Here is a 26,882-nt window from a genome sequence, read left to right on the forward strand (position 1 = left end):
CCCGAAACGCGCGGGGCGGATCGGAAACGCCTGTCGCGGAAGGGGAAACGTGATCGCGGCGGCGCGGCTCACGAAAATGACACCGCGACTCACGGAACCGAAAGCTTTTGTTAAGTGTTGGGATCGCAAGATGAGGATAGCGTATCGGCAGGAACCTGCCGAACGCATTTTGAGCGGAGAAACGACATGACTGCCACCAGCCTTTTCATCCACGCCGGTTTCGTGACCGGTCTCGGCCTTGCCCTCGTTACGGGTCTCGCACTGGCCTGACGGCCGCGAACGACTTCGGAACAGAATATCTTGACGAACGCCGGGCCGTTGTGCCCGGCTTTGTCATGCGCCCTGCCAGGCGCGCTGGTCCGGGACATGCAACGTCACCGGATCGCCCTGCCGCACCACGCCCTCCCGCTCGACCCAGGCGGTCACGCCCCGCAACCCCTTCGCCGCGCCCTTGAACGCACGGCCGTGCCCCGGCGCCGCGGCCTCGATCACCGGCGCGGGCAGGGTGCAGGGCCGGTTTTCCATGTCGATCGTCACGGTCGCCCCGCCCCCGAATTGCAGCCGCGACGATGGCGGCACATGCGTGAAATCCGGTATGCCGGAGACGACCATGGTGGCCCCGATCCAGGTCGGGTCGAAGCTCTCGAAACCGATCCCCGCCCGGATCAGCTCCAGTTCCTCAGCCGACACGATCGAGAGTTGCCGGGTATTGCGGATCTCCGTTCCGGGTCGATATTGCGCCGCCACTCGGCTGCAGGACGGTCGGGTGAGGCCGCCATGGTCTTCCCCTTCGGGCCCGGCGAAGGTCAGTGTCAGGCTCGCACGCGGGGCGGACGACAGGGCCAGATCGCGGGCGGGCACCACGCCGAGCCAGGTGACCTGACCGGTCACGCCGGCGGGTTTCAGTGCGGGCATGGCATCTCCTCTCAGGCGTAGCGGCGGATCCAGAGAAAGAGCGACAGGAGGAGCGCGAGCGCGAAGCCGAACTCCAGCCCTTCCTCGGCAGTGACGGCGAAGACGTCCTGCGCGTCCGAGAGCGCGATCCCGAAAGGCTCGAGTTTCCGGCCCAGTCCGTCGACGCTCTTGGCGATGACGACACCCAGCACGCCGAGCGGCAGCGCGATCGCCCAGCCCTCACGCCGACGCAGGGCCGCGAACCAGATCGGCCCGTCCCGCCGCAGCACACGCCACAGGCAGACCAGCACGAGGATCACGACGACCCCGCCGATCAGCTTCGGCAGGAGCGGTCCGTCCCCGGTATAGAGCCGGAGCTTCAGGATTCCGGTCTCCATGAAGCGCTTGTCGAAGTCGAGCTCCCGCAGGGCCAGCAGGACGGCCAGCATCGGCAGGTGCCATTTCGCACCGAAAGCCAGGCTCGGAAGACGCAGGACGAAAGTCGCAGCGACGAGGGCGAGGGTCACGACCGTAGCGAGCTCGAAGGCTCCGTTTTCCTTGATCGGTCCGGCGATCAGCCAGCCGAGCCCGAAAGCCAGGGTGATGAGCGCTGCGCAGATCAGGAAGGGCGTGCGCAGGGCAGGTGCATCGGGAGCAGGCATCTTCTCTCCGGTCCGGGGTCTGCCGATGTCTAGCCAAGGGACGGCGCGACCGAAAGCGGGAATGATCCGGTGAGCATCGTCACGCGGTTTGGCGCATCATCGTCGCCACCGCCGGGCGAGAGATGGTCGGGTCGAGCCCGACCATGACGCGAAGAAGGGCATCGCCGTGGTGCGATGTCATCGTCGGGCTCGACCCGACCATCTCGCCCCCTCCTGCCCGTTGAATGAAAATGGCCGGGGCGTGGACCCCGGCCATCGAACGTCATTCTGTGCGCCTGTGCCTCAAGTCGAGGGCTCGGGCGACAGATCCGGGCCCTTGGGCTTCGGCTTCGTCTTCGGGATCGCCGTCAGGCTGCTTCCACCGCTGGTCGTATCGGCGTCGTCATCGTCGTCGCCGCGCGTCAGCGCCTCGCCGTTGATGACCTTCATGATCTCCGGCCCCGTCAGCGTCTCGTACTCCAGAAGCCCCTGCGCCAGGTTTTCGAGCGCGTCGGACTTCTCGGTCAGGATCCGCTTCGCGGTCTCGTAGCCATCGTTGATGATCTCCTTGACCTTCTCGTCGATCTTGCGCTGCGTTTCCGACGAATGGGTCGTGCCGCCGCCGTAGGCCCCGAGATAGCTCTGCTGCTCGTTGGCGTAGTCGACGAAGCCCAGCTCCTCGTGGGCGTAGCCGTATTGCGTGACCATCGCGCGGGCCATCTGGGTGGCCTGCTTGATATCCTGGCTGGCACCCGAGGTGATGTTTTCCTTGCCGAAGATCAGCTCCTCGGCCACGCGCCCGCCCATCGCCATGGCGATGCGCGAGGTGAACCACTGGTAGCTGGCCGAGATGCGGTCCCGCTCGGGCAGCGACAGCACGAGGCCGAGCGCCCGGCCGCGCGGGATGATCGTGGCCTTGTGGATCGGGTCGTGCTGCGGGACGTTCAGGCCGACGACGGCGTGACCGGCCTCGTGGTAGGCGGTCAGCTTCTTCTCGTCCTCGGTCATCACCATGGAGCGGCGCTCGGCCCCCATCATGACCTTGTCCTTGGCCTGTTCGAAATCCTCCATCGTGACGACCCGGCGCCCGATGCGCGCAGCCATCAGGGCGGATTCGTTCACGAGGTTCGCGAGGTCCGCTCCCGAGAAGCCCGGCGTGCCGCGCGCGATGATGCGCAGGTCGACGTCGGCACCCAGCGGCACCTTCTTGGCGTGCACGCCGAGGATCTTCTCGCGGCCCTTGATGTCGGGGTTCGGCACTTGGACCTGACGGTCGAAGCGGCCCGGGCGCAGGAGCGCGGGGTCCAGCACGTCGGGGCGGTTGGTCGCTGCGACGATGATGATGCCCTCGTTGGCCTCAAAGCCGTCCATCTCCACAAGAAGCTGGTTCAGCGTCTGCTCGCGCTCGTCGTTGCCACCGCCGTAGCCCACGCCACGCGACCGGCCCACGGCGTCGATCTCGTCGATGAAGACGATGCAGGGCGCATTCTTCTTGGCCTGCTCGAACATGTCGCGCACGCGGGATGCGCCCACGCCGACGAACATCTCGACGAAGTCGGAGCCCGAGATGGTGAAGAACGGAACACCGGCCTCGCCGGCCACGGCCCGCGCCAGAAGCGTCTTGCCGGTGCCCGGGGGGCCGACCAGAAGCGCGCCCTTGGGGATCTTGCCGCCGAGGCGCGAGAACTTCTGCGGGTTGCGCAGGAATTCCACGATCTCCTCGAGGTCATCCTTGGCCTCGTCGATGCCGGCGACGTCGTCGAAGGTCACGCGACCCTGCTTTTCGGTCAGGAGCTTGGCCTTGGACTTGCCGAAGCCCATCGCCCCGCCTTTGCCGCCGCCCTGCATCCGGTTCATGAAGAAGATCCAGACACCGATCAGCACGAGGAACGGCAGCCACAGGCCAAGCGCCGAGAGGAAGCCCGATTGCTGCTGGCTTTCGGCGATGATGCGTACGTCGTTTTCCAGGAGCGTGTCGGTCACGTCGACTTCGGACGGCTTGATCGTCACCTGTTCGGTGCCGCCCGAGCCGCGGAAGATGATCTGCTCGCCGTCGAGCGTGACCTCCGAGACGGTGCCGTTCTCGACCTGGTTGATGAAGTCCGAATAGGGCACTTCGCGCCCCGAAACGCTCGAGCTGCCGCCCGAGAAGACCTGGAACAGGGCCATGACGAGGACGAAGAGCAGCACCCAGAAGGCGATGTTGCGCGCGTTACCCAAGGATTTTCTCCGATCTGAGGCGGGGTCAGGCCCGGCCCGTGTCTTTGCTCAACAACATAGGGTGCGGGGCGCAGGGGTTCAATCGAAGAGCGCGTGCGGGGGGCGGAGTGTCGCGGTGAATTGACCCGCGGCCCCCGGATCAGCGAGCGGAGCGGCAAGGAGCGCCCCCTCCGCGTCACGGATGGCGGGGCTGGCCATGAGGGACGGGCGGGGCAGGCCGGTGGCGCGCCAGTCTGTCGCGACCACGTCCGGGCCGAGTGCGCCGACCGTCGCACCGGGCGCGGCCGGACCCGTGACATGCCAGCGGCCGTCCCAGAGCGTGCCGGAGGGCGTGAAAGCCTCGGGCGGCGCGGCGCGGGCGGCCTCCCGCATGAGGCGCGCGCCGCCGCCCTCGGGCGCGATCCGGCATCCGGCAAGCGTGAGGGGCTGCGGCGTGCCGAGGAGCGTGGCGATCAGGTGGTCCTGTTCCGCTCGGCGCGGCGCGGCCCCGCCGGCGATCCATCCGAGCGCGGTCAGGAGTGCGCGGCGCAGGATCTCGCGCGGCGCGGCACGGGCCGCGGAGAGGTCGAGGATCAGGTCGCCTGCATCCCGGAGGAAAAGATCGCGCAGCGATGTCGCGGTCAGCGCATCGAGCGCATGTCGGGCCGTGTCCAGCTGAGCGGCACTGCGTGCGAGGGCGCGGGCATCGAGGTCGAGCGCGGCCATGGCTTCCCGCAGCCGAGCGCGCTCGAACCGCCCGTCGGTGTTCGACGGATCCTCCAGCGGTGTCACCCCCGCCTGCGCGAGACCGGCCCGCAGGCTGCTGCGCGATACCTCTAGAAACGGGCGACCAAAATCGACATGCCCGACCCGCCGCCACACCGGCATCCGCGCCAGCCCGTCGAGCCCCGTTCCCCGCTTCAGCCGCATGAGCAGCGTCTCGGCCACGTCGTCGCCAGTATGGCCCAGAAGAACGATGCCGAGGCGTTGCTCCTTTGCCCAGTCGGCGAGTGCGGCGTAGCGGACCTCCCGTGCCCGCGCCTGCACGCCGGGACCGGGCGTCAGCCCGTCGATCGTCAGTGTGTGGTGCGCGATGCCGCGCGCGGCGCAAAGGTCGGCGACCCACGCCGCTTCGGTCGCGGCCTCCGGGCGCAGTCCGTGATCCACGGTCGCGGCCCTGACCACGATGTCCAGAGGTCTGGCCCAGTCGAGGACGGCAAGGAGCAGCGCAACGGAGTCGCCGCCGCCGGAAACGGCGACGCCAACCGTTTCCGGCCGGCGGTCGCAGGCCCCGCGCAGAAGCCGGTCGATCGCCTCGACCGGCTCCGGTTCATCCGGCGCAGCCAAGACCGGCGCGCGCCGAATTGGCCTCGGAGACTGCGGGCGAGTCGGGAAAGCGGATTGCCACTTCCGACAGTGTCAGGCACGCCTCGTCCGTTTGTCCGAGCGCCCCGAGCGTCGTGCCGAGACCGACCAGGGATGCGGCCGCGCGCGGCCCTTCCGGCGTCCCCGAGAAGGCTTCGAGATAGGCCCGCGCGGCCTCGGCGTTCTGGCTGTCGCGGGCGAGGGCCTGACCGCGGAAGAACTGCGCGTCCGTCGAGAGGGGGCCGGTGGGATAGGCCGTGACGAACTGACCGAAGAGCCGCGCGGCCTCGGCGTTGTTCCCCGCATCGAGGGCCGCGCGGGCGCGGTCAAAATCGGCCTGCTCGCCGACGGCCAGCTGGGGCCCGCCGCTGTCGCTGCCTTCCTCGACCGGGGCCGGCGCGGTGCCGCCACCCGTCGCCGGGGCCGTGCCGCCGCCGTCGCCCGCGCCCTCGGCCCCGAGGGGGCCGGGGTTCGGCAGCGACCCGAGATCGCACTCCGGCGTCAGCTCGCAAAGCTGGAACCGCAGGTCCTCGATCCGGGCGGAGCCGTCGCGCGCCACGCTCTCGACACGGAACGACAGGCGCTCGGTCTGCTGCGTCAGGCGCTGTAGCTCGCTCTCGATCGCATTGACCCGCTCGAGCACGGTCGAGCCACCGGTATTGGTGCCCGGCGCGCCCGTCGTGTTCAGCTCGTTCGTGAGCGTCTGCATTTCCACCTGGAGCACGCTCAGCTGCTGGCGGATGTCGGCCAGGGTCTGGTCCTGCTGTGCCGTCGCCGCCAGTGGCGTGAAAACGAGGGCCAGCGCGACGGAGGCGGCGCGCAGCATCAGACGCCGGCCCCGGCGGCAAGCACCGTGACGGCGCGGCGGTTCTGGCTGTAGCAGGCTTCGGTGGAGCAGACCTGGAGCGGGCGCTCCTTGCCGTAGGAGATGGTGCGCAGGCGGTTCGCGGCGACGCCCTGGCTGATGAGGTAGTCGCGCGCCGCGTTGGCGCGACGGCCGCCGAGGGCGAGGTTGTATTCCCGCGTGCCCTGTTCGTCGGCGTGGCCCTCGACGAGGGCCGTGAAGCCCGGATTGGCCGTCAGCCACTGAGCCTGTGCGGCCAGCGTCGCTTGTCCCTCGGGCGTGAGCGTCGACTGGTCGACGGCGAAGAGCACGCGGTCGCCCACGGTCTGCTGGAAGTAGGCGACGGAGGTCGGGTCGTTGGCGCTGCCCGGGACGACGCCGCCCGCGCCCGCCCCCGCGTTCAGGTCGACCGCACCGTCGCCGGCCCCGCCCAGGCGGTTGCCACAGGCGGTGAGCGTCAGCGCGGCGATCAGGAGAAGTGCTGTGGTTTTCATTGGAGATACCTCAGGGAAGAAGCGGACCCCAGGACGGGTCCGATGCCGCCGCGGGGGTCGCGGCGCGTTGCAGGTTCCGGCCGGTGATGTCGACCGTATAGAGCGCGGGGGCCCCGGCGGCCCCGGCCGTCTCGCGGGTGAACATCACCACGCGGCCGTTCGGGGCCCAGGTCGGCCCTTCGTCGAGGAAGGCCCCGGTCAGCAGGCGTTCCTCGCTGCCGTCGGTGCGCATGACGCCGATGTGGAAGCGGCCCGCGTTCTGCTTGGTAAAGGCGATGTAGTCGTTGCGCGGCGACCAGACCGGCGTGCCGTAGCGGCCCTCGCCGAAGCTGATCCGCGTGCCCTCTCCGCCGCCCGCGGGCATCACGTAGAGCTGCGGCGCGCCCGAGCGGTCGCTCTCGAAGACGAGTTGGCTGCCGTCGGGCGAGAAGCTGGGCGCGGTCTCGATCGAGGGTGCGGTCGTCAGGCGTGTCGTCGCGCCGCTCGCGATGTCGAGGAGATAGAGGTCGGTATTGCCCGCGACCTCGGCCGAGTAGACGACCCGCCCGCCATCGGGGCTGAAGCGCGGTGCGAAGCTCATGTTCTGGTCGACGCCGCCCACGGTCTGCTTCTGCAGGCTGGCCACGTCGATCAGCGTGACCTTCGGGAAACCGCTCTCGTAGCCGGTATAGATGATCTTGTCGCCGTTCGGGCTGAAGCGCGGGGCCAGCACGATCGCGTCCGAGGACGTGAGGTACTGCACGTTGGCCCCGTCGTAGTCCATCACGCCGAGGCGCTTCTGCCGCGCGTCCTTCGGTCCCTGCTCGGAGACGAAGACGACCCGGCTGTCGAAATAGGGGCCTTCGCCGGTGATCCGGGAATAGGCGGCATCGGCCACCTTGTGCGCCATGCGCCGCCAGCCGTCCTGCGTGCCCACGAACTGCAGGCCCTCGCCCAGCGGCTGCTCGGAGACGACGTCGAAGAGGCGGAACTGCACGACGATGCGCCCGTCGCCCTCCACGAGGACGGAGCCGGTGATGAGCGCCTGCGTGTTGATCGCCTTCCAGTCGGAGAACTGGATCGGGGCCTCGAAACTCGTGATGCGGCCGACGTGGTTCTCGCGCGGGATCTCGCGGAAGAGGCCGGTGTTGGCGAGGTCCGCGGCGATGACGCGCGTGATGTCCTGCGCCAACTCGCCCGCTTCGGCGTTGCGTGCCACGAAGGTCGGCACCGCGAAGGGCATGGGCGAGAGCGTGGGATCGGTGATCGTGATCCGAAGCTGTGCCGCAGCCGGGCTCCCCAACGGGCCCGCGAGCACGGACGCGGCCAGAACCGCCGCCGTCGCCAGCCGTTTCATCAATGGGCCTAGGACCATACCTGTCACCTGCACCTTGTTGTTTCTCGGTCGGCACCTATTCCCCGTATCGCCGGAGTGGGGCCGTTTCTCAACCGTTCAGCCGGGGTCCGGCGTTGAAAAGCGAGTGATTGCGTGTGGACGGATCTCATCGGTCACCGCTGCGTCGGGTCGAACGTGATGATGATGTCGCGCCAGTCGGCGTAGCTCTCGGCCGGCAGGTCGTAGCCGCCGTTCTGCCGGGCGCAGCCGAGAATGGCCTGCCGCGCGCGCTCCAGCGCGATCTGGGCCGAGGCATCGGTGCCGCCGCGCGCGCTTTCGAGCCGGATGGAGGAGGAGACGGGGAAGCCGTCCTCCCGCATGTCGAAGCGCACCTCGACGACCGTGCGCAGCACGTCGGTCGACACCGCGCCGAGATCCCAGCACGCCTGCACGGCAAGGCGGAACCCCTCGCGCTGCCCATCGGTCAGCTGCGGGCCCTCCTGCGCGGCGCTTCCGCCGCCGGCGAGCGCCTCGGCCAATGCGGAACTGGTGTCGACCTCGCGCGGCTCGGCCGGCGTTTCGGTCTCCGCGGGCGTCCCGGCGTCTTCGGCGGGCTGCGGCTCCTCGGCCGGGCTCTCCGTCTCGGCGGCGGCCGTCTGCGTCGGGGCGGGGCGGTCGGGGCGGCGACCCGGGCGGGGCGAGGCTTCGGGGGCGAGCGAGGTCGAGGCGGTCGGCAACTCGGCTGCCGCCGGCTCGTCGGCCTCGGTCACTTCCGCCGTCGTCGTCTCTTCCGGGGCGGCTTGCTCCTGCGGCTCCTCGACCACCTCTTCGGCCGGTTCTTCGCTCGGCTCGGCCGGGGCTTCGACGGTCGGTGCGGTCTCCACGAGGGGGGGCGGGGCCGGCGTCGGGATCTGGGCGACCCTGTCGGCGGGTCGCGGGCGCGGACGCGGCGCGGGGGGCGCGTCCTCGGCGGCGGCGGGCGCGGGCGGGGCCTCGGGCGTCTCCGTCACGGCTTCGGTCGTGGGCGGCGCGACGATCTGAGCGACGTCGGGCGTCGTCTCCGCCGGCGGCGGCGTGGGCGTCTCGGGTCGCGGCGTGGGCGCGGGCGGCGGGGCCTCCTCGGTCGGCGCGCTCGTCTCGGGAGTCTCGGGGGCTTCGGGCGCGGCGGGAGCTTCGGGCGCAGGCGCGGCCGGCCCGGGCGTGCGTGACACCAGCGCGTCGAACTCCGCCGAGGAGACGATGCCGACCGAGGCGATCTCGAGGCTCTCGTCGTCGGGCACGGGGTCGAACAGCCCGGCGATCAACGCCCAGATCAGCAGCCCGGCGTGGGCCGTGCCCGAGAGGGCGAGCGCCGTGCGCATCTCCATCTAGTTGCCCTGCGTCCCGTCGGTGTCGAGCGTCGGCCCGCCCGCGTCGGTCACGAGCCCGATGTCGCGGAACCCGCCGGCGTTGAGCGCGCCCATCACGACCATGATCTCGCCGTATGGCACCTCCCCGTCACCGCGCAGGTACACCTTGTTCGACGTCCGTTCCTCGGCGATCCCGCGCAGCCGCGTCAGCAGCTCCTCGCGCGGCACCTCGGTCGAGCCGATCAGCACGCGCCCGTCGGAGGCCACGGTCACCGCGAGCGGCTCCTCGTCCTCCTGCGGGAGGGGCGCGGCCGCCGTCTCCGGCAATTCGATCGGCACGCCGGCCGTCAGAAGGGGGGCCGCGACCATGAAGATGATGAGCAGCACCAGCATCACGTCGACGAAGGGCGTCACGTTGATTTCGGACATGGGCCGCGATCCGCCGCCGCCGCGCCGCCGCCTGCGACCGGTGTTCGCGCCGCCTCCGGGCTGTATGGTGCCCGCGCCCATCTCAGGTGGCGTCCAGCTGGCGCGAGAGGATCGTGGCGAACTCGTCCGCGAAGGATTCGTAGCTCGACAGGATGCGCTCGGAATCGCGGCTGAGCTTGTTGTAGAACACGACCGCCGGGATCGCCGCGACGAGGCCGATGCCCGTCGCCAGAAGCGCCTCGGCGATGCCGGGTGCCACGACGGCGAGGTTCGTGTTCTGGCTGATCGCGATCTGTTCGAAGGCGTGCTTGATGCCCCAGACCGTCCCGAAGAGACCGATGAAGGGGGCCGTCGAGCCGATCGTGGCCAGGAACGTCAGGCCCGAGGTGAGCCGGTCGCGCTCCTTCGAGATGGCGACGTCCATCGTGCGGTCGATGCGCGACTGCGTGCCGGCGATCAGCCCGCCGTCGTCGCGATGGCTGCGCGACCATTCCTGCATCGCCGCCGCGAAGATGCGTTCGGAGGCGGAGCGCGGGCGGTCGCCGATCTGCTCATAGAGCTCGTCGAGTGGCTCACCCGACCAGAAGGCGCGGTCGAAGGCCGCGGCGCGGGCGCGGGCGCGGCGGAACTGCACGACCTTCTGCACGAGGATCGCCCAGACCCAGATCGAGGCCGCAAACAGCATGATCATCACCACCTTCACCGTGAAGGTCGCGCGGAGGAACAGCGCCCAGAGCGAGAAGTCGATCTCGCTGGCGGCTGCCAGTACTTCGGTTTCCATACGGACTGCCCGTCCTTGGTTGCTCGGGTCTTTTGTCGACCGCCGTTGATTGGCGAAGCCTTAGCAGAACGGAAGGCCCCTGTGTAGCCACATCCGCGTGTAGGCGGATTGTCGCGTGGGTCGGTGCGACGTCTGCGCGCACCGTCGCGGCCCCTTCATCGACCTTCGCCGGACCGCGGGCCGACCGGTGCTCCCGGCGGTCAAACCGCTCGTCCGCGGGCGTTTCCTGCTCCTGCCGTGCGTGTCATTCCTGTGCGGCCGTGGGACAGTTTCGGAGTGACCGCACGCGCCGGCTTCGGGTGTTGTTCCGTTGCCCGGCCGGTATCTTCCCGACGAAGGCGGGCTGTCCCTCAGCCGTCCCCGGGCCCGCTTTCCGGCCCGCTGCCGTTCACGCTCACCTCGGTCGCGTCCTGCCAGGGCGGTACGTCAGACCAGTGACAGGCCCGCGTCAGGTCGGGCAGGGCCGCGTCGAGGCCGTCGAGGGGAAACCGCATCGCGCTCCTCCGCCCTTCGATGTCGTCGAAGCGGACATGCAGGGTCTCGCCCTCCAGAAGCGTCTCCATCAGCGTTCGCGCGTCGCGATAGTCCCAGTGGCCGAAGGCCTCGCCGCGGCTGTCGACCTGCATCCAGCGGGTCTCGGCCGCGCCGTCGTCGAGGCGCAGATCCACCTGCCAGCCGTCCGGGTCGATCGCCGGGGTGGCGCAATCGTGGGCGATGTAGATCGCCGTGCGGTCCTCCAGGCAGCGCAGCATGAGCGACGCGCGCCGCCGTGCGCCGCAGGCGAGCGGCGCGTCGCTCGGGACCGACAGGTAGACGTTCAGGACGTCGGCGAAACCCGAGGGCTCGCTGCGCAACGTCCAGGCGGACCGGGGCCTCGCGGGGCGCTCCGCACCGACGATGCCGGGGCGCGCCACGGCGAAGGCCAGCGTATCGTCGGGTACGAAGATTCGCGGTGGTCCGGCGGCGGGATCGAGGCTTCTTGCGGCAAGTCCGCCTGTCCCGCCCGGCGCGGACTCCGATGCGCCAAGGCGGTCGACCGCGTCGTAGCCGATCGCCCCACCCGAAAGGGCGGCAAGCAGAACGGCGGCGATTCGACGAAAGGCGGGCATCCGGGCACTCGGGTTGTGGCCCCACCTTCTCCCACGATCCCGCTAAGAAACGGTTACCCCATCGCCGCGACTTCGGGCGGCAGCCGTTTCGGGCGGCCATCGAGGTCCATGAAGACGATGGTGACCTGCGCCCGGAAGAGCGCGGTTTCGCCGCGAAACACCGTCTGCGCCATTTCGAAGCGCGCGCCGGTGACGCGTGTGAGCGCGGTCTCGACCACGAGGTCGTCGTCGTAGCGCGCGGGCGCGAGGTAGTCGGCCTCGACCCGGGAGACGGCAAAGACGCGGCCGGCCTCGCGCAGGGCCGCCTGGTCGATGCCCGCCGCGCGGACCATCTCGGAGCGGGCGCGTTCGATGAAGCGGAGATAGTTGGCGTAGTAGACGATGCCCGCGAGGTCGACGTCTTCGTAGTAGACGCGGATCGGCCAGCGGTGGGTCATTGCAGTCGGCCCGTACGCGCGAAGAGCCGTAGCGCGTGGCTCGCATCCTGCGCCATGGCGGGCAGCACGGGGTCGTAGGCGGCGCGCATCAGGTCCGCGATGTCCGGGCGCAGCACCGCACGGTCGCCGACCATGGCGAGCGGCGAAGCCCCGGTGAACGCGGTGTCCGACCACAGGAGCAGCGCCTGCACCATCTGGTTGAGCGCGAGCGTCTCGGCGGGCACGTCGGCAAGCTGCGCGTCCATGCGGATGAAGGCGAAACAGGCCTTGATCGCGCCGGCCTCGTCGAAACGGAAGATCCTGTATTGATTGGCATCCGCGGCCTGGAGCCGGGCCGTCAGCGGGCCGAGATCGGGGATCAGGCGGTCGAGGTTCGGCGTCTCGGTCAGCTCGGACCAGTCGCGCACGAAGAAGACCATCATGTTGGCCCCGAGCTCCGGGTCGGTCTCGGCCATCTTGTGCCCGGTGAGCACGCAGAGCGCCTCGATCGCGCCCTTGAAGATGCCGATGGTCTCGTCGGTCACGCCGAAGAGGACGGGTGCGATCGGGCGGCCCCAGCGGGCGAAGAGGAACTGGCCGTCGGCGCGGGTGAAGAGCGCCTCGATGGCCTCGGGCGACAGGGTGGGCAGATCGGTCATGGGCCGGGGATGCCATGGGGCCGCATGGGTTTCCAGCCCGGGGCGGCTTTGTGCGTTTTGTACAGATCTCGCCCCCGCGTTTTGACGTTTTGTACAAAACCGCGTGGCGGACTTGCGCTTGACCTTTCCACCTTGCCCCGGCCAAGGAGCGGCCATCCCGAAGGAGAGAGCCGATGTCCGAGATCACCCCCGCGAGCTGGACCGCGCTGACCACGCTTCAGACGAAGGCGCAGGCCGAGGGGCTGGGCACCGCGCTCGAGGAGACGATCGAGCCCGACGGCGTCGGTGTCTTCGAGATGGAGGACGGCTCGGGTCTTTGGGAGGTCGGCGCCTATTTCGCCGAAGCTCCGGACGAGACGCAGCTCGCCCTGCTCGCGGCGGCCTTCGACGCGAAGCCCTTCGTCGTCTCCGAGGTGCCGCCGACGGATTGGGTCGCCCATGTCCGTCGCGAGTTGCAGCCCGTCGAGGCGGGGCGCTTCTTCGTCTACGGCAGCCACGATGCCGAGCGCCTGCCCGCGGGGCGCGTCGGCCTGCTGATCGAGGCGGCGATGGCCTTCGGCACGGGCCACCACGGCACGACGCTGGGATGCCTGATGGCCTTCGAGGCGCTGCTCGACGCGGGGCTCGCGCCCGGTCCGGTGGTGGATGTGGGCGCGGGGACGGCGGTGCTGGCGATGGCGGCGGCGAAGGTCTGGGAGGGCGTGCCGATCCTCGCGTCCGACATCGACGCGGTCGCCGTCGAGGTGGCCGAGGCGAATGTGCGGGTGAACGGGCTGGCCGGTCGGATCGAATGCCTCGAGGCGGCGGGGTTCGACCATCCGCGGCTGGCGGAGGCCGGGCCCTATGACGTGATCTTCGCCAATATCCTGAAGGGTCCCCTCGTCGATCTCGCGCCCGACCTCGCCGCCCATGCGGCCCCGGGCGGTCATGCGATCCTGTCGGGTATCCTGAACCCGCAGGGCGACGACGTGGTTGCGGCCTACGACGCGGCAGGATGGGACCTGGTGCGCCGGGCCGAGATCGGGGACTGGACGACGCTCACGTTGCGCCGTCGCTAGGCCGGAGCCTTCCCGCTCAGACGCTGGGGCCTCGGTCGGCGAAGAGCCGTGCCTCGCGCCGTTTGAGGCAGGGGCGGGCGGCGGGCCGGCGGTCGAGGATGGCGGGGTCGCACAACTCCGGGAAGAGGCTCAGAAGCTCGTCCCGCGCGGCCATAGCCAGACCGTCGAGCGACAGGCGGCCGGGATGGAAGCTCTCGCTCCAGCAGCCCTCCGCGGCGACGATCTCGTGGTCGTCGAACATCAGGTGGACGTAGGCGACCTCCGCGACGGGGGTGCGGGCGATGGTGTCGCCGTTGACGAGATGGGCGGCCGCGGCCAGCACTTCGTCAGTCCCGAAATGCAACTCCGCCCGCCAGCCGCGCAGCAGCATTCGGTGCTGGGGCGAGACGCGCAGGCGACGCCGGTTGCCGAGCGCGCCGGCGGCGAAGACGATCGGTGCCAGCCGCCCGCGCCCCGGCACGCTGCGGCCGCCGACCCACCGCAGGGGACGGGCCCCGCGGTCGAGCGTCTCGACCAGATCGCCCGGACGCAGGTTTTCGACCGGCACCTCGCCCGACGGCGTGCGGATCAGCGTGCCGGCCGTGAAGCATGGCGGCGGCGCGGTCGTGACCGTGCCGATGTTGAGGTACGTGAAGGTGCTGCCGCCCGGAATGCTGACGGTGCCGCCCGTGGGTGAAAAGGGGGTGACCACGGCGTCCTCGGGCAGGAAGAGCGTGTTCGTGCCGCTGCCGCCGTCGATGAATGACGTGTTGCGGGAGGCGACGATGATGTCGTCGCCGTCGCCACCGAGCAGATTGCCGCTCCCGGTGTCGCCGAAGAGGACATCGTCGCCGTCGCCTCCGGTCAGGTTGTTGTTGCCCGCGTTGCCCGAGAGCGTGTCATCGCCGTCGCCGCCGTCGATCTCGTTGCTGCCGGTGCCGCCGGTGATCCGGTCGTTGCCGCCGCCGCCCCGGAGCTGCCCGCCGATCGTGCCGTCGTCGGTAAAGGTGTCGTCGCCGTCCCCGCCGACATAGCCCTGCCCGTCGAGGCCGGACGCCCCGCTGACGGTGCTGCCGCCGTCGTTGCCGAGGAACTGCACGATGTTGGAGAAACTCCCGCTCTGCAGGTCGCCGTCGGTAAAGGTGAGGGGCGGTGTGTCGGGGGTCGCGGTGTCGCGGAACGTGATCGACGTGCCGGTCAGCGTGACCTCTATTGTCTCGCGCAGCTGCGTGAGGTCGATGGTGCTGTCGGGGCCGAGGTCGACGGTGTCGAACAGGCTCTCGTTTTCGAGGTCGGCGTCGGTGAGCGTCAGGAAGGCAGGGGTCATGGCAGGCGCTTTCGATACGGGACCGCGTGCGGCGGGCAGGCCGCGAGGGGTCGGCAAATCGGGGCAGTGCTGACTGTCGTGCCCCGATCGCAACGCGCGCATTGCGGCTGCGGCAAGGGAGTGCGGCAGGGTCGTGGCAATCGGGCGGAAGCCCGCGCAGCTCCGGGAAACAATCGGTGTCCCGTGCCGACATTGTGCCCGGCCCGGGAAGCGCTGCGTGCGATGTGCCGCGCGTTTGGGCTCCGGGCCGCCGGCGCGGGTGCTCCGGCGGCCCTGTCCGAATCGCGGGCCCGGAACGCGAAACGGGCCGCCCCGTGGGACGGCCCGTCGATCATCTGTCGGCCATCGGCCGGTCGGTTCAGCGGTTGGCCCAGCTGTGGATCTCGCCGCGCTCGAGGCCGATGTCGGCCAGCTCGCGATCGGTGAGGCCCTTGAGCATCTTGACGGTCACGCGACGGTCGTTCCACGCGATGACGCGACCGAGCAGGTTGGAGAAAGCGCCCATGGAGGGGGCGGGACGGGCGGGGGTGAATGCGTCGAACGTGGCCATCGGGCGGTCCTGTCATCTGAGTTGTCAAAAAGGGGCGCAGCCCTCGTGGCTGCCTCGGATGACTGGCATTTAGGATGAGTTTTCAAACCGCACAAATATCAAGCAGGAATGCCTGCCATGTGCTTTCTGCATAGCAGAATGCGAACCGTGTCAGTCGTGCCGTGTCGCGGCGACCGGGGCCCAGACGGGGGCGGGCTCCAGCGGTGTGTCCGCAGCGAGGCCGATGTCCGACAAAAGCCGGTCGTCGAGCACCGCGAGCGCGGCGGAGCCGGGCAGGCGGCGCGTGCCGAGCATGGCGGGCGTGTCGAAGGCGGGGCCGGTGAGGTGGGGCAGGTCGAAGGGCTTGAACGGCGCGAACATGGCGGTCTCCGATGCGTTGGGCAGAGCTTAAGGGTACCATGGCCGGGGCCGGCGGGTGAGCGAGGGCGACGCGCAGGCGGTTTTGCACGGATCATCATGGTGCTGGCGCGGGCGTGTGCCGCGTGCTAGCGAAGGATAAAACAAGAACATCCGGGGCAGAGGTGAGCAGATGCGCGTGATGGGAATCGATCCGGGGCTGGTCAACTGCGGCTGGGGCGTCATCGACGTCGACGGCCCGCGTCAGCGTCATGTGGGCAACGGCACGGTGCGCCCCGAAGGTCGGGCGATGGCCGACCGACTCCTGTCGCTGCATGGGCTGCTGACGGAGGTGCTGGCCCGCTTCGCCCCCGATGCCTGCGCCGTCGAGCAGACCTTCGTGAACCGCGACGGGGCCGGTACGCTGAAGCTGGGGCAGGCCCGGGGCGTCGTGATGCTCGTGCCCGCGCAGGCCGGGATCGTGGTCGGGGAATACGCGCCGAACGCCGTCAAGAAGACGGTGGTGGGGGTGGGCCACGCCGACAAGGGGCAGGTGCAGCACATGGTCCGGATGCAGCTCCCGGGGGTCGACTTCCATTCGGCGGATGCGGCCGATGCGCTCGCCATCGCGCTCTGCCACGCGGTGCATTTGCAGACGAACGGACGGCTCGCCGCGGCGGTGGCCCGTGCCTGAGGCCGGCGCATGATCGGGCGGCTGACCGGACGGCTCGACCACAAGGGGGCCGACCACGTGCTGCTCGACGTGCAGGGCGTGGGCTACGTCGTCCATTGCTCGGACCGGACGCTCGCCGCGCTGCCGCCGGTGAAGTCGCCCGTCGCGCTCTGGACGGAACTTCTGGTGCGCGAGGACCTGTTGCAGCTCTTCGGCTTCCTGACGGTGCAGGAGCGGGAGTGGCATCGCCTGCTGACCTCCGTGCAGGGCATCGGGGCGAAGGGATCGCTCGCCATCCTCGGCACGCTCGGGGCCGAGGGCGTAGCCCGGGCGATCGCGCTGGGGGACGCGGCAGCGGTGAAGGCCGCGCCGGGCGTCGGCCCGAAGATCGCGCAACGGGTGGTGAACGAACTCAAGGGCAAGGCCCCGGCGATGATGCTGATGGAGGCGGGCGGGGGCGACCCGATCGTGGAGACGGCGGCGGCGGTGGAGATCGCTGCGCCGAAGCCGCGGGCGGGGGCCGCGCAGGCCGAGGCGCTCTCGGCGCTCGCCAACCTGGGCTACGCCCCGCAGGACGCCGCGCGCGCGGTGGCCGAGGCGGACGGCGCGGGCGACACGGGCGAGCTGATCCGTGCGGCGCTGAAGTTGCTCGCGCCGAAGGAGTGACCATGTTCGAGCTGACCGACGTTCTGGAGCGGGCGGGGATCGCGCCGGGGAACGTGAACGTGATGCTGCACTCGCCGCGCGACGGCGATCTGCAGGCGATGCTGCCCGGCCTCGTCCGGACCCGACGGGTCGCGATGGAGACCTATCAGGCCACGCATGGGACCAACGCGACGCGCGCCCTGTCGCGGGGGCGGCCTTACGTGGCGTCCTTCGTCAAGACTGGGCTGGGGCAGGTGCAGGGGCGTTCGGCCATGCTTTTCGCCGGGCTCTACGCGAACCCCGGGCCGCGACAGGCCACCCGTGCCGAGATCGCGGGGAACGACGAGGTCCGCTGGCTCTACGAGACCTTCGGCAGTTATGCGGAGTTGGACGATATGGAGTGGACACACTGGCCCTGGTTCGACCTGCGCCTGACGGACTTCATGGCCGAGATGCAGGGGCGGCTCGTGATCGACGTGCGCCTGACCCCCAATTATGTCCGTCTCGCAGAAAAACTCAGGGCACCGGTCACGGCGATCCATGCCGAGAGCGCCTTCGACGCTGCGCCGCCCGACTGGCGCGAGATGCGGCCGACGGCGGGGATGCTGGGGGCGTTGCCCGAGAGCTGGGCGCGCAGGCTGGCGGAGTGGCGCGGTGTCTATCTGATCGTCGATACGGCAGATGGAAAGCGCTACGTCGGCTCGGCCGCCGGCGAGGAGAACCTGCTCGGGCGCTGGCGGCAACATGTCACCGGAGAGATTGGCGTGACCGTCGGATTGCGCGACCGCGACCCGCGCCGGTTCCGCTTTTCGATCCTCGAACGGATGTCGCCGGACGCCACTCCGGGCGAGGTGTCGCGGCGGGAGCAGACGTGGATGGATCGGCTGGAGACGGTCCGTTTCGGCCTCAACCGCCCGCGCCCGGAGGCCGTGCCATGATCGACCGCGACCCGATGCTCGATGCCAGCGTTCCCGACGAGGTGCCCGACGACCGGGCGCTCAGGCCGCAGAGCCTCTCCGAGTTCATCGGGCAGGCGGAGGCGCGGGCAAACCTCGGCGTGTTCATCGAGAGCGCCCGGCGGCGGGGCGAGGCGATGGATCACGTGCTGTTCCACGGGCCCCCCGGCCTCGGCAAGACGACGCTCGCGCAGATCATGGCGCGGGAGCTGGGCGTGGGCTTTCGCATGACCTCCGGCCCGGTGCTGGCCAAGGCGGGCGATCTGGCCGCGATCCTGACCAACCTCGAGGCGCGCGATGTTCTCTTCATCGACGAGATCCACCGGCTCTCGCCCGTCGTGGAAGAGGTGCTCTATCCTGCGATGGAGGATTTCGCGCTCGACCTCGTGATCGGGGAGGGGCCGGCGGCGCGGACGGTGCGCATCGACCTGCAGCCCTTTACCCTCGTGGGCGCGACGACGCGGCTGGGTCTTCTGACGACGCCCCTGCGCGACCGCTTCGGCATTCCGACGCGATTGGAGTTTTATACCGTGCCGGAGTTGCACCAGATCGTGACGCGCGGGGCGCGGATGATGGGGGCGCCCGCGACCGAGGACGGCGCGCAGGAGATCGCGCGGCGCGCACGGGGGACGCCCCGAATCGCGGGGCGTCTTCTGCGGCGGGTGGTGGATTTCGCGGTGGTGGAGGGCGACGGGACCGTCACCGCCGGGATCGCGGACCGTGCGCTCACGCGGCTCGGCGTCGATCACATGGGGCTCGACGGGGCCGACCGGCGGTATCTGCGCCTCGTGGCGGAGAACTACGGCGGCGGCCCGGTGGGCATCGAGACGATGGCGGCCGCGCTGTCCGAGAGTCGAGATGCGCTCGAGGAGGTGATCGAGCCCTACCTTCTGCAGCAGGGCCTGATCGCGCGGACGCCGCGCGGGCGGGTGCTCGCGCAGAAGGGCTGGACGCATCTGGGGCTCGAAGCCCCGCGCCGCGACGATCTTTTCGGGTGAGCCGCGCCCGGAGAAAGGTCCGGTGGACCTTTCTCAGCGGCGAACGCGGATTGCGCGAGCAATTCGCCGGGCCGGGGGCAGCCGCCTCTCGTGGGAGCGTCGTTCGACGGTCACTATAGAGGATTGGCGGCGACAGCTCTGCGACACCGCATCGCGGCCGGACGACTGGCCTCGACGCGGAAGGCATCGCAAGTGCGGTGTTCCCCGAGGACGTGATCCCACGTTATTCGGCACAACGCGCGGTTGGGCTTTCCTCCCGACCCCCTCCTGCCTAGGGTCCGCGGAGAGAAGGCGAGGCCCCATGATCAAGCTCGACATCCTGTCCGACCCCATCTGCCCCTGGTGCCACATCGGCAAGGCGCATCTCTTCCGGGCGCTGCAGAAGCGGCCCGACCACCCCTTCGTGATCGAATGGCATCCGTTCCAGCTCAACCCCGACATGCCGGCGGGCGGCATGGAGCGGCGCGCCTATCTCGAAGCGAAGTTCGGCGGCAAGGAGGGGGCCGTGCGGGCCTATGCGCCGATCGTCGAGGCGGCGGCCGATGCCGGGCTCGAGATCAATTTCGAGGGCATCGCGCGCACGCCCAGCACGCTCGATGCACACCGGTTGATCCATTGGGCGGGACTCGAGCAGAAGCAGACCCATGTGGTGCAGGCGCTCTTCGAGGCCTACTTCGAAAAGGGCCGCGACATCGGTGACATCCCGACGCTCGTCGAGATCGGCACCGGCACCGGAATGGACGCGGAGATGCTGGAGCGGCTCTTCGCGGGCGACGCGGACCGCGACGACATCGCAGCGCGCGACGCCCATGCCCGTGCGCGCGGCGTCACCGGCGTGCCGACCTTCATCCTGGCGAACCAGCACGTCCTGCGCGGCGCGCAGCCGCCCGAGCTCTGGGGGCAGGTCATCGAGGAGCTGCTGGAGCAGATCGAGGCGGCGAAGGATGCCCCCGTGGAGACGCCCGAAGCGTGACGCGCGACCCCGAGAGCGCGCCACCGCCCCGGCCCGAGGCCCCGCCGCCGCCGGCTCCGCCCCGATCGGAGCCCCGGGTGGATCGCGCGCTCTCGAAGCCCGAGTTCGTGGCGCTGATGGCGATGACCTCGGCCACGATCGCCTTTTCCATCGACGCGATGCTGCCGGCGCTGCCGGCCATCGGGGCCGCGCTCTCGCCCGAGGCACAGAACGCGGCGCAGCTCGTCATCGTGGCCTTCGCGCTCGGTATGGGGATCGGCACCTTCGTGGCCGGGCCGCTCTCGGACGCGCTCGGGCGGAAGCGGGTGATGATCGGCGGTGCGGTGGTCTACTCGCTCGCCGCAGCACTCTGTACCGTGGCGCAGAGCCTCGAGATGCTGCTGGCGCTCCGGGTGCTGCAGGGGATCGGCGCCTCGGGGCCGCGGGTCGTGGCGCAGGCGATGGTGCGCGATCTCTATGCCGGGCGCGGCATGGCGCAGGTGGCGAGCTTCATAATGATGGTCTTCGTCCTCGTCCCCGCGATCGCGCCGCTCATCGGGGCCTTCATCGTCGCGGGCTTCGGCTGGCGTGGGGTGTTCTGGGCCTTCGTCGTCTTCTCGGCGATCTCCTCCGCCTGGCTGATGCTACGCCAGCCCGAGACGTTGCCGATCGAAGCCCGTCGCCCGCTTGAAGTCGCGAAGCTCCGGGCGGCGGTCGTCGAAGTGCTGAGCCACGGCAACGTCCTGCGGGCGATCCTGGTGCAGACGCTGGTGTTCGGCACGCTCTTCGCGACGATCATCAGCGTACAGCAGATCTACGCCGAGACCTTCGGGCGCGCCGAGAGCTTCCCGCTCTGGTTCGGCGTCGTCGCGCTCCTCTCGGGGATCGCCTCGCTCCTGAACGCTTCGATCGTCACCCGGCTCGGGATGCCGGTGCTCATCCGCGGCGCGCTCGCGTGGCACATGGCGCTGTCGGTGGTGCTGGCGCTCGCCTGGCTCACGGGGCTCTTGCCGGGGATCTGGGCCTTTGCCACGTTCGTCGTCTGGCAGGTAAGCGTCTTCGCGATGGCGGGCTTCTGCATCGGCAACCTGAACGCGCTGGCCATGCAGCCGATGGGGCATATCGCGGGTATGGCCTCCTCGATCATTTCGGCGGTGTCCACCGTGCTCGCCGTGACGGTCGCGGCCCCGATCGGGCTCGCCTTCGACGGCACGCCGGTCCCGCTCTTTGCCGGTGTGGCGCTTGCGGCGGGGCTCGGCCTCTTTCTGGCACGGAAGCTCCGGGAGATGGGCTAGGCGAGGCAAAAGTCTTCGCGGAAGACTTTTTGCAAGACTGTTCAGCGAACAGTCTTCGCCGCGCTCGAAGCGGGGAATTGCGCATCCTCGGATCGAGGGTTTCCGTCGCGATGTACCTTATGTCGACTGCGTCGTCCCGGTTCCGAGGGGGGGCGGTTCCCGGCGTTTCGCCCCGCCGGGAACCGATCTGACGGCACGAGGGGTCGCGCCTGTGGAAGTCAACGCGGCGCAGCGCGGAAAGGTCCATCGTCCGGGGTCAGTCTCCCTTGATCTTCGCGGCCCCGGCGTGGACGGCGAGATCGCGGGCGAGGCCGAACGCCCCCTTGATGCGATCGGCCTCCTTCGGGAAGTCGCGGATCAGGACGAGCTTGTCGCCCTTGATCTTGGCTGCGCCCTTCTGCGCCTTGATGAAGTCGACGAGGCCTTCAGGCCGGGCGAAGCGGTTGGCGAAGAACTCGACCGTCGCGCCCTTCGCGCCGACGTTCAGTTTCTCGATGCCGGCCGCCTTGCAGAGTGCCTTGATGCGCACGATCCGCAGGAGCACGTTCACCTCGCGCGGGAGGGGGCCGAAGCGGTCGATGAGCTCAGCGGCGAAGCCCTCGAGCTCGACCTTGCGGTCGAGCCCCGAAAGGCGGCGGTAGAGGCCGAGGCGCGTGTCGAGGTCGGAGACGTAGTCCTCGGGGATGAGGACGGGAACGCCGAGGTTGATCTGCGGCGACCAGTCGTCGGACAGGGCGTCGGGCAGGTCCGCCTTGCCCGCCTTCAGCTTGTCGATCGTCTCCTGCAGCATGGACTGGTAGAGTTCGAGCCCGACCTCCTTCATCTGGCCCGACTGCTCCTCGCCGATGATGTTGCCGCCGCCGCGCAGGTCGAGATCCTGGCTGGCGATGTTGAAGCCTGCGCCGAGCGCGTCGATGGAGCCGAGCGCCTTAAGCCTTCGTTCGGCGGCGGGCGTGAGCTTCGCGCGGGGTTTCGTCGTCAGGAAGGCATAGGCGCGGGTCTTGGAGCGGCCCACGCGGCCTCGGATCTGGTAGAGCTGGCTGAGCCCGAACATGTCGGCGCGCCAGACGACCATCGTGTTCGCGGTGGGGATGTCGATGCCGCTCTCGATGATGGTCGTCGACAGGAGCACGTCGTATTTGCCGTCGTAGAAGGCGTTCATCCGGTCGTCGAGATCGCCCGCCGCCAGCTGGCCGTGGGCGATGACGTAGCTGAGCTCCGGCAGCTGCTCGCGCAGGAAGGCCTCCATCTCGCTCAGGTCCGAGATGCGGGGGACGACAACGAAGCTCTGCCCGCCGCGGTAGTGTTCCCGCAGAAGCGCCTCGCGCACCTGTACGGTGTCGAATTCGCTCACGTAGGTGCGGATCGCGAGGCGATCGACGGGCGGCGTGCCGATGATCGAGAGGTCGCGCACGCCGGTCAGCGACATCTGCAGCGTACGCGGGATCGGCGTGGCCGAGAGCGTCAGGACGTGGACGTCGGTGCGCATCTCCTTCAGGCGCTCCTTGTGGGCGACGCCGAAATGCTGCTCCTCGTCGATCACGAGGAGGCCGAGATCGTTGAACTTCACCTGCTTGGCCAGCAGGGCGTGGGTGCCGATGGCGATGTCGACGCTGCCGTCGGCGATGCCGGCGCGTGTCTCGTTGGTCTGCTTCGTGGAGACGAACCGGCTCAGTTGCCGCACGGTGATCGGAAGGCCGCGGAAGCGATCCTCGAAGCTCTTGGCGTGCTGGCGCGCCAGCAGCGTCGTCGGCGCGATGACGGCCACCTGCTTGCCCGCCGTGGCGGCGATGAAGGCGGCGCGCATGGCGACCTCGGTCTTGCCGAAGCCCACGTCGCCCACGATGAGCCGGTCCATGGGCTGACCGGAAGCGAGGTCGGAGGCGACGTCCTCGATGGCCTGCAGCTGATCGTCGGTCTCCTCGTAGGGGAAGCGCGCGGCGAAGCCCTCGTACATGTCGGCGGGCGGGGCGAGCCGCGGGGCCTGACGCAGGGCGCGCTCGGCGGCGATGCGCATGAGCCGCTCGGCGATCTGGCGGATGCGTTCCTTCAGACGGGCCTTGCGCGCCTGCCAGGCTCCGCCGCCCAGCTTGTCGAGAAGGCCCTCCTCCTGCCCGTAGCGGCTGAGGAGTTCGATGTTCTCCACCGGCAGGAACAGCCGGTCGCCGCCGGCGTATTCGAGCGCGAGGCATTCGTGCGGGGCCCCGGCCGCCGTGACCGTCTCGAGCCCGATGAAACGTCCGACGCCGTGGTCGACGTGGACGACGAGATCGCCGGCCGAGAGCGCCTGCGCCTCGGTCAGGAAGTTCTCGGCCCGGCGCTTCTTCTTCTTGCCCCGGATCAGGCGTTCGCCCAGCACATCCTGTTCGGAAATCACCGTAAGCCGCGACGCACCGACCGGCCCCTCCCAGCCCCGGTCGAGCGCCCAGACGGCCAGGCCGACGTCGCCCTTCGAAACCTCTTCGAGGCGGCGGATGGCCTTGAGGCCGGTCACGCCCTGATCTTCCAGCAGACCCTGCAATCGTTCGCGCGCGCCGCCGGAATAGCTGGCGATGACGACACCGCCGTCCGTTCGCTTGTCGACGATATGGTCGGCGAGGGTGGCGAAGAGGCTCACGTCCTCCATCTGCCGCTCGGGGGCGAAGCTGCGCCCGATGCGTCCGCCTGCGTCGATCACGTTCGGGCCGGGGGCCGCCGGCAGGGGCGAGAGGTGCAGGGTCCGCGTCGTGGAGAGGACGCCCTCCAGCTCCTCGGGGTGCACGTAGAGCGTCTCGGGCCGGGCCGGCTTGTAGACGGAATCCACCCGGCCCTTCGCCCTCATCGCCTCGGCGCGGTTGTCGTACATGTCGGCGATCTGGGTCCAGCGCTCCGCGTGGTGACCGAGGGTGCCGTCGTCGAGCACGAAGGACGCCTCCGGCAGGTAGTCGGGCAACGTCTCGAGCTCGTCGTAGAAGAACGGCAGCCAATGCTCCGCCCCCTGCGCCTTGCGGCCCGCGCTGATCGCCTCGTAGAGCGGATCGTCGGTGCCCGCGGCCCCGAATTCGATGCGATAGGTCTGTCGGAAGCGGGTGATCGCCGGGCCGTCGAGGATGACCTCGGAGACGGGCGCGAGCTCGATCATCTCGAGCTGATCGGTGGTGCGCTGGCTGACGGGGTCGAAGCGGCGCAGGCCGTCGAGCGTATCGCCGAAGAGGTCGAGCCGGACGGGGGCTGTCTGCCCCGGCGGCCAGATGTCGATGATGCCGCCGCGCGGCGACCAGTCGCCCGGCTCCATCACGGTCGGCGTCTGCGTGAAGCCCATGCGCACGAGGAAGCCGCGCAGCGCATCCTCGTCGATCCGCTGGTTCAGCCGGGCCGAGAAGCCCGCGCCCTTGAGCACCTCGCGCGGCGGCAGCTTCTGCGTCAGCGCCGAGAGCGTGGTGAGCAGGATGAACTTCCCGGTGAACCCGTGGGCGAGGGCGGTGAGCGACGCCATGCGCGTGGCCGAGACCTCGGCCGCGGGCGACAGGCGGTCGTAGGGCAGGCAGTCCCATGCGGGGAAGCGTAGCACGGTGACGCCGCCCCGATGGGCGCGGAGCGCGGCGGCCATGGCCTCGGCCCGCTTGTCGTCGCGGGCGACGTGGACGACCGGCTGGCCACGCTCCAGCTCCCGCAGGAGGACGCGCGCATCGAACCCCTCGGGCGCGCCGCCCGCACGGATGTGTCCCGCGGGCAGGGCGGAGGGAGCGAGCGGGGCGGGGGCGTCGGCACTGTCGGGCATGGGGCGTCAGGTAACGACGGGCGGGCGCGTGTCAACCGTGCGGGGCGGGTGCGGGACGGATGACGGATGCGCGGGGCGAGAGCCGGGGATGCGCCGCCTACCCGTGCAGGACGCTCGAGTTCAGGTTGACCCACATGCCCCACATCGAGGTGACGAAGATCGACACGATCCCGACCATCTGGATCCAGCGGCGGGTGCGGAAGAGGAGGTTGCCGAGGTCCGGCGCGTCGAGGCCGTCGACCTGCCGGGCCGCGCGCAGCGTGATCCAGCCGACGATCGACATCGGCAGCACCAGAAGCAGGATCGCCTGGGCGAACTCGACTTCGTAGAGGAACCCGAGGAGCGCCAGCACGGTCACCAGGAAGAAGGTGAAGGCCGTGGTGATGAGCCCCGTGGCATCGGCAATGTAGAGGAGCCGCCGGGCCTGGATATTGGCGAGGACGTGCATATCGTGGAGCGACGGCTCGTGCCCGCGGGCCGCGCGGCGGACCATGTCGAAGGGCACCCCGATCACCCAGTGCGAGGTCGTCGACCACAGCACCGCCAGCACGATCCAGAACCAAAGGTTCGAGAACGACCGCATGTCGATGGCTTCGGTGACCACGGTGAGGAAGTAGAGGTCCAAGGGCGTCCGGTCTTTGGTTCGGCAGGTGCCCCGGTGTCGCGTGGCGGCCGCCGAATGGCAAGGCGGGGAGCGGTTGATCGCCGGCCGCGTCCGTGCGACCGAAGGGCAAGTGTCGCAAAGGTGCATCATGCCCGTTCTCCCGCCCGCTCCCTTCCCGCTGTCACGCCCGCGCCGGCTGCGCCGTACGCCCGCCCTGCGGGACCTCGTCCGCGAGGACCGGCTCTCGGTCGACGACCTGATCTGGCCGCTCTTCGTCTGCGACGGCGCGGGCGTAACGCAGGAGGTGGCCTCGATGCCCGGCGTGATCCGGCGGTCGGTCGACCTCATCGTCGAGGCGGCGGAGGAGGCGGCGGGCCTCGGCATTCCGGCGATCTGCCTCTTTCCCTACACCGACCGCGCGCTGAAGACCGACGGCTGCGAGGAGGCGTGGAACCCCGACAACCTGTCGAACCGGGCGATCCGCGCCGTGAAGGCGGCGGTGCCCGACATCGCGGTGATGACCGACGTCGCGCTCGACCCCTACAACGCGCAGGGCCACGACGGGATCGTCCGCGACGGCGAGATCGTGAACGACGAGAGCGTCGCGGCGCTCGTCAAGATGGCGCTTGCGCAGGCGGAGGCGGGGGCGGACATCCTCGGTCCCTCCGACATGATGGACGGACGCATCGGCGCGATGCGCGCGGCGCTGGAAGACGCGGGGCATACGGGCGTCACGATCATGTCCTACGCGGCGAAATACGCCTCCGCCTTCTACGGGCCCTTCCGCGACGCGGTCGGGGCCTCGGGCGCGCTGACGGGGGACAAGAAGACCTATCAGATCGACCCCCTGAACGGCGACGAAGGGCTGCGCTGCGTCGCGCGCGACCTCGCCGAGGGCGCGGACATGGTGATGGTGAAGCCCGGTCTGCCCTACCTCGACCTCTGTCGCCGCGTGAAGGATGCCTTTGCCGTGCCGACCTTCGCCTACCAGGTGTCCGGCGAATACGCGATGATCCGGGCCGCAGCCGCGAACGGCTGGATCGACGGCGAGGCTGTGATGATGGAAAGCCTGATGGCCTTCCGCCGCGCGGGCTGCGACGGGGTGCTGACCTACTTCGCGCCCGATGCCGCCCGTCGCCTCCGGGCCGGCTGACGAAGGCCAGGCCGCGCATGTCTTGCCGTTGCGGCAAGACGCCCCATCTATGTCGTCAGACGCGTCCAAGGGCCCTTGCGGTGCCGTGTGGCGTGCGACCT

General features: G+C 69.8%; 27 protein-coding genes. 8 read left to right on the forward strand and 19 right to left on the reverse strand.

All coding sequences use genetic code 11. The annotated features are described in order from the left end of the window. Positions 1-333: 333 nt before the first annotated feature. From HSX43_RS05800 to HSX43_RS05860, 14 genes are all read right to left on the reverse strand, one after another. Positions 334-915 carry an MOSC domain-containing protein gene (locus HSX43_RS05800; RefSeq protein WP_179379142.1) on the reverse strand — a complete coding sequence of 194 codons (582 nt, stop codon included), beginning with the start codon at positions 913-915 and terminating at the stop codon, positions 334-336. 11 nt (positions 916-926) lie between these two features. Further along, positions 927-1,556, reverse strand: a complete 630-nt coding sequence (locus HSX43_RS05805) for a hypothetical protein (protein ID WP_179379143.1) — start codon at positions 1,554-1,556, stop codon at positions 927-929. 79 nt (positions 1,557-1,635) lie between these two features. Further along, positions 1,636-1,758, reverse strand: coding sequence for a hypothetical protein (locus HSX43_RS19780; RefSeq protein WP_268884024.1), 123 nt, complete (start codon positions 1,756-1,758; stop codon positions 1,636-1,638). A gap of 80 nt (positions 1,759-1,838) precedes the next feature. Further along, positions 1,839-3,755 (reverse strand): ATP-dependent zinc metalloprotease FtsH, encoded by a 1,917-nt coding sequence (ftsH, locus tag HSX43_RS05810; protein WP_179379144.1) that lies wholly within the window; start codon positions 3,753-3,755, stop codon positions 1,839-1,841. A 78-nt stretch (positions 3,756-3,833) separates the two neighbouring features. Continuing rightward, positions 3,834-5,081, reverse strand: a complete 1,248-nt coding sequence (gene tilS, locus HSX43_RS05815; protein WP_179379145.1) for a tRNA lysidine(34) synthetase TilS — start codon at positions 5,079-5,081, stop codon at positions 3,834-3,836. Further along, positions 5,065-5,925 (reverse strand): tol-pal system protein YbgF, encoded by an 861-nt coding sequence (gene ybgF / locus HSX43_RS05820; RefSeq protein ID WP_179379146.1) that lies wholly within the window; start codon positions 5,923-5,925, stop codon positions 5,065-5,067. The genes tilS and ybgF overlap by 17 nt, the downstream gene beginning before the upstream one ends. Then, positions 5,925-6,437 carry a peptidoglycan-associated lipoprotein Pal gene (gene pal / locus HSX43_RS05825; RefSeq protein WP_179379147.1) on the reverse strand — a complete coding sequence of 171 codons (513 nt, stop codon included), beginning with the start codon at positions 6,435-6,437 and terminating at the stop codon, positions 5,925-5,927. The genes ybgF and pal overlap by 1 nt, the downstream gene beginning before the upstream one ends. A gap of 10 nt (positions 6,438-6,447) precedes the next feature. After that, entirely contained in the window at positions 6,448-7,773 is a 1,326-nt protein-coding gene (gene tolB / locus HSX43_RS05830) for a Tol-Pal system beta propeller repeat protein TolB (protein ID WP_179379148.1), read from the reverse strand. Positions 7,774-7,925: 152 nt separating this feature from the next. After that, positions 7,926-9,119 carry a hypothetical protein gene (locus HSX43_RS05835; protein WP_179379149.1) on the reverse strand — a complete coding sequence of 398 codons (1,194 nt, stop codon included), beginning with the start codon at positions 9,117-9,119 and terminating at the stop codon, positions 7,926-7,928. Next, a complete protein-coding gene (gene tolR / locus HSX43_RS05840; protein ID WP_179379150.1) occupies positions 9,120-9,611 on the reverse strand; it encodes a protein TolR in 492 nt (163 codons plus the stop codon). Position 9,612: 1 nt separating this feature from the next. Further along, positions 9,613-10,311: a protein TolQ gene (gene tolQ / locus HSX43_RS05845; protein WP_179379151.1), complete on the reverse strand. Its 699-nt coding sequence runs from the start codon at positions 10,309-10,311 to the stop codon at positions 9,613-9,615. A gap of 350 nt (positions 10,312-10,661) precedes the next feature. Further along, positions 10,662-11,420, reverse strand: a complete 759-nt coding sequence (locus HSX43_RS05850) for a type VI secretion system-associated protein TagO (protein WP_179379152.1) — start codon at positions 11,418-11,420, stop codon at positions 10,662-10,664. A gap of 53 nt (positions 11,421-11,473) precedes the next feature. Next, positions 11,474-11,857 (reverse strand): tol-pal system-associated acyl-CoA thioesterase, encoded by a 384-nt coding sequence (ybgC, locus tag HSX43_RS05855; protein ID WP_179379153.1) that lies wholly within the window; start codon positions 11,855-11,857, stop codon positions 11,474-11,476. Continuing rightward, complete coding sequence (locus HSX43_RS05860; RefSeq protein WP_179379154.1) at positions 11,854-12,495, reverse strand: hypothetical protein; 642 nt, start codon at positions 12,493-12,495, stop codon at positions 11,854-11,856. Before HSX43_RS05860 ends, ybgC begins: the two co-directional genes overlap by 4 nt. 173 nt (positions 12,496-12,668) lie before the next feature. Here HSX43_RS05860 and HSX43_RS05865 point away from each other — a divergent pair, with 173 nt between their 5' ends. Beyond that, positions 12,669-13,553 carry a 50S ribosomal protein L11 methyltransferase gene (locus tag HSX43_RS05865; protein WP_179379155.1) on the forward strand — a complete coding sequence of 295 codons (885 nt, stop codon included), beginning with the start codon at positions 12,669-12,671 and terminating at the stop codon, positions 13,551-13,553. Positions 13,554-13,569: 16 nt separating this feature from the next. Here HSX43_RS05865 and HSX43_RS05870 read toward each other — a convergent pair whose 3' ends face one another. The 3 genes from HSX43_RS05870 to HSX43_RS05880 form a co-directional block, all read right to left on the reverse strand. Further along, on the reverse strand, positions 13,570-14,859 hold the full coding sequence (locus HSX43_RS05870; protein WP_179379156.1) for a Hint domain-containing protein: 1,290 nt from the start codon (positions 14,857-14,859) through the stop codon (positions 13,570-13,572). A 358-nt stretch (positions 14,860-15,217) separates the two neighbouring features. After that, complete coding sequence (locus HSX43_RS05875) at positions 15,218-15,409, reverse strand: DUF1127 domain-containing protein (protein ID WP_179379157.1); 192 nt, start codon at positions 15,407-15,409, stop codon at positions 15,218-15,220. A 150-nt stretch (positions 15,410-15,559) separates the two neighbouring features. Next, on the reverse strand, positions 15,560-15,769 hold the full coding sequence (locus HSX43_RS05880; RefSeq protein ID WP_179379158.1) for a hypothetical protein: 210 nt from the start codon (positions 15,767-15,769) through the stop codon (positions 15,560-15,562). 169 nt (positions 15,770-15,938) lie between these two features. Here HSX43_RS05880 and ruvC point away from each other — a divergent pair, with 169 nt between their 5' ends. The 6 genes from ruvC (at position 15,939) to HSX43_RS05910 (ending at position 21,264) form a co-directional block, all read left to right on the forward strand. Further along, complete coding sequence (gene ruvC, locus HSX43_RS05885) at positions 15,939-16,439, forward strand: crossover junction endodeoxyribonuclease RuvC (protein ID WP_179379159.1); 501 nt, start codon at positions 15,939-15,941, stop codon at positions 16,437-16,439. A 9-nt stretch (positions 16,440-16,448) separates the two neighbouring features. Then, complete coding sequence (gene ruvA, locus HSX43_RS05890) at positions 16,449-17,084, forward strand: Holliday junction branch migration protein RuvA (RefSeq protein WP_179379160.1); 636 nt, start codon at positions 16,449-16,451, stop codon at positions 17,082-17,084. A 2-nt stretch (positions 17,085-17,086) separates the two neighbouring features. Further along, positions 17,087-18,001, forward strand: coding sequence for a GIY-YIG nuclease family protein (locus HSX43_RS05895; RefSeq protein WP_179379161.1), 915 nt, complete (start codon positions 17,087-17,089; stop codon positions 17,999-18,001). After that, positions 17,998-19,017 (forward strand): Holliday junction branch migration DNA helicase RuvB, encoded by a 1,020-nt coding sequence (gene ruvB, locus HSX43_RS05900; protein WP_179379162.1) that lies wholly within the window; start codon positions 17,998-18,000, stop codon positions 19,015-19,017. Before HSX43_RS05895 ends, ruvB begins: the two co-directional genes overlap by 4 nt. Before the next feature lie 301 nt (positions 19,018-19,318). After that, complete coding sequence (locus HSX43_RS05905; protein ID WP_179379163.1) at positions 19,319-19,990, forward strand: DsbA family oxidoreductase; 672 nt, start codon at positions 19,319-19,321, stop codon at positions 19,988-19,990. A 116-nt stretch (positions 19,991-20,106) separates the two neighbouring features. Continuing rightward, positions 20,107-21,264 carry a multidrug effflux MFS transporter gene (locus tag HSX43_RS05910; RefSeq protein WP_179379290.1) on the forward strand — a complete coding sequence of 386 codons (1,158 nt, stop codon included), beginning with the start codon at positions 20,107-20,109 and terminating at the stop codon, positions 21,262-21,264. Positions 21,265-21,520: 256 nt separating this feature from the next. Here the strand turns inward: HSX43_RS05910 and mfd are convergent, their stop codons facing one another. Both mfd and HSX43_RS05920 read right to left on the reverse strand, forming a co-directional pair. After that, entirely contained in the window at positions 21,521-25,024 is a 3,504-nt protein-coding gene (mfd, locus tag HSX43_RS05915; RefSeq protein WP_179379164.1) for a transcription-repair coupling factor, read from the reverse strand. A 97-nt stretch (positions 25,025-25,121) separates the two neighbouring features. Then, positions 25,122-25,649: a component of SufBCD complex gene (locus HSX43_RS05920; protein WP_179379165.1), complete on the reverse strand. Its 528-nt coding sequence runs from the start codon at positions 25,647-25,649 to the stop codon at positions 25,122-25,124. Positions 25,650-25,776: 127 nt separating this feature from the next. Between HSX43_RS05920 and hemB the strand changes: the two genes are divergently transcribed. Next, positions 25,777-26,781: a porphobilinogen synthase gene (gene hemB / locus HSX43_RS05925; protein ID WP_179379166.1), complete on the forward strand. Its 1,005-nt coding sequence runs from the start codon at positions 25,777-25,779 to the stop codon at positions 26,779-26,781. The last annotated feature ends 101 nt before the right edge of the window (positions 26,782-26,882 follow it).

The sequence above is a fragment of the Jannaschia marina genome, from assembly GCF_013404595.1.
GTDB lineage: Bacteria > Pseudomonadota > Alphaproteobacteria > Rhodobacterales > Rhodobacteraceae > Jannaschia > Jannaschia marina.

Bases quoted from the DNA above. Each gene is read 5' to 3' on its own strand.
- HSX43_RS05835 (WP_179379149.1), bottom strand. From the start codon at position 9,119: ATGGAGATGCGCACGGCGCTCGCCCTCTCGGGCACGGCCCACGCCGGG.
- tolB (WP_179379148.1), bottom strand. From the start codon at position 7,773: ATGAAACGGCTGGCGACGGCGGCGGTTCTGGCCGCGTCCGTGCTCGCG.
- HSX43_RS05850 (WP_179379152.1), bottom strand. From the start codon at position 11,420: ATGCCCGCCTTTCGTCGAATCGCCGCCGTTCTGCTTGCCGCCCTTTCG.
- HSX43_RS05895 (WP_179379161.1), top strand. From the start codon at position 17,087: ATGTTCGAGCTGACCGACGTTCTGGAGCGGGCGGGGATCGCGCCGGGG.
- ybgC (WP_179379153.1), bottom strand. From the start codon at position 11,857: ATGACCCACCGCTGGCCGATCCGCGTCTACTACGAAGACGTCGACCTC.
- HSX43_RS05870 (WP_179379156.1), bottom strand. From the start codon at position 14,859: ATGACCCCTGCCTTCCTGACGCTCACCGACGCCGACCTCGAAAACGAG.
- HSX43_RS05905 (WP_179379163.1), top strand. From the start codon at position 19,319: ATGATCAAGCTCGACATCCTGTCCGACCCCATCTGCCCCTGGTGCCAC.
- ruvB (WP_179379162.1), top strand. From the start codon at position 17,998: ATGATCGACCGCGACCCGATGCTCGATGCCAGCGTTCCCGACGAGGTG.
- tolQ (WP_179379151.1), bottom strand. From the start codon at position 10,311: ATGGAAACCGAAGTACTGGCAGCCGCCAGCGAGATCGACTTCTCGCTC.
- HSX43_RS05800 (WP_179379142.1), bottom strand. From the start codon at position 915: ATGCCCGCACTGAAACCCGCCGGCGTGACCGGTCAGGTCACCTGGCTC.
- HSX43_RS05880 (WP_179379158.1), bottom strand. From the start codon at position 15,769: ATGTTCGCGCCGTTCAAGCCCTTCGACCTGCCCCACCTCACCGGCCCC.
- hemB (WP_179379166.1), top strand. From the start codon at position 25,777: ATGCCCGTTCTCCCGCCCGCTCCCTTCCCGCTGTCACGCCCGCGCCGG.
- HSX43_RS05865 (WP_179379155.1), top strand. From the start codon at position 12,669: ATGTCCGAGATCACCCCCGCGAGCTGGACCGCGCTGACCACGCTTCAG.
- ybgF (WP_179379146.1), bottom strand. From the start codon at position 5,925: ATGCTGCGCGCCGCCTCCGTCGCGCTGGCCCTCGTTTTCACGCCACTG.
- HSX43_RS05910 (WP_179379290.1), top strand. From the start codon at position 20,107: ATGGCGATGACCTCGGCCACGATCGCCTTTTCCATCGACGCGATGCTG.
- HSX43_RS19780 (WP_268884024.1), bottom strand. From the start codon at position 1,758: ATGGTCGGGTCGAGCCCGACGATGACATCGCACCACGGCGATGCCCTT.
- tolR (WP_179379150.1), bottom strand. From the start codon at position 9,611: ATGGGCGCGGGCACCATACAGCCCGGAGGCGGCGCGAACACCGGTCGC.
- ruvA (WP_179379160.1), top strand. From the start codon at position 16,449: ATGATCGGGCGGCTGACCGGACGGCTCGACCACAAGGGGGCCGACCAC.
- HSX43_RS05805 (WP_179379143.1), bottom strand. From the start codon at position 1,556: ATGCCTGCTCCCGATGCACCTGCCCTGCGCACGCCCTTCCTGATCTGC.
- pal (WP_179379147.1), bottom strand. From the start codon at position 6,437: ATGAAAACCACAGCACTTCTCCTGATCGCCGCGCTGACGCTCACCGCC.
- ruvC (WP_179379159.1), top strand. From the start codon at position 15,939: ATGCGCGTGATGGGAATCGATCCGGGGCTGGTCAACTGCGGCTGGGGC.
- HSX43_RS05860 (WP_179379154.1), bottom strand. From the start codon at position 12,495: ATGACCGATCTGCCCACCCTGTCGCCCGAGGCCATCGAGGCGCTCTTC.
- mfd (WP_179379164.1), bottom strand. From the start codon at position 25,024: ATGCCCGACAGTGCCGACGCCCCCGCCCCGCTCGCTCCCTCCGCCCTG.
- HSX43_RS05875 (WP_179379157.1), bottom strand. From the start codon at position 15,409: ATGGCCACGTTCGACGCATTCACCCCCGCCCGTCCCGCCCCCTCCATG.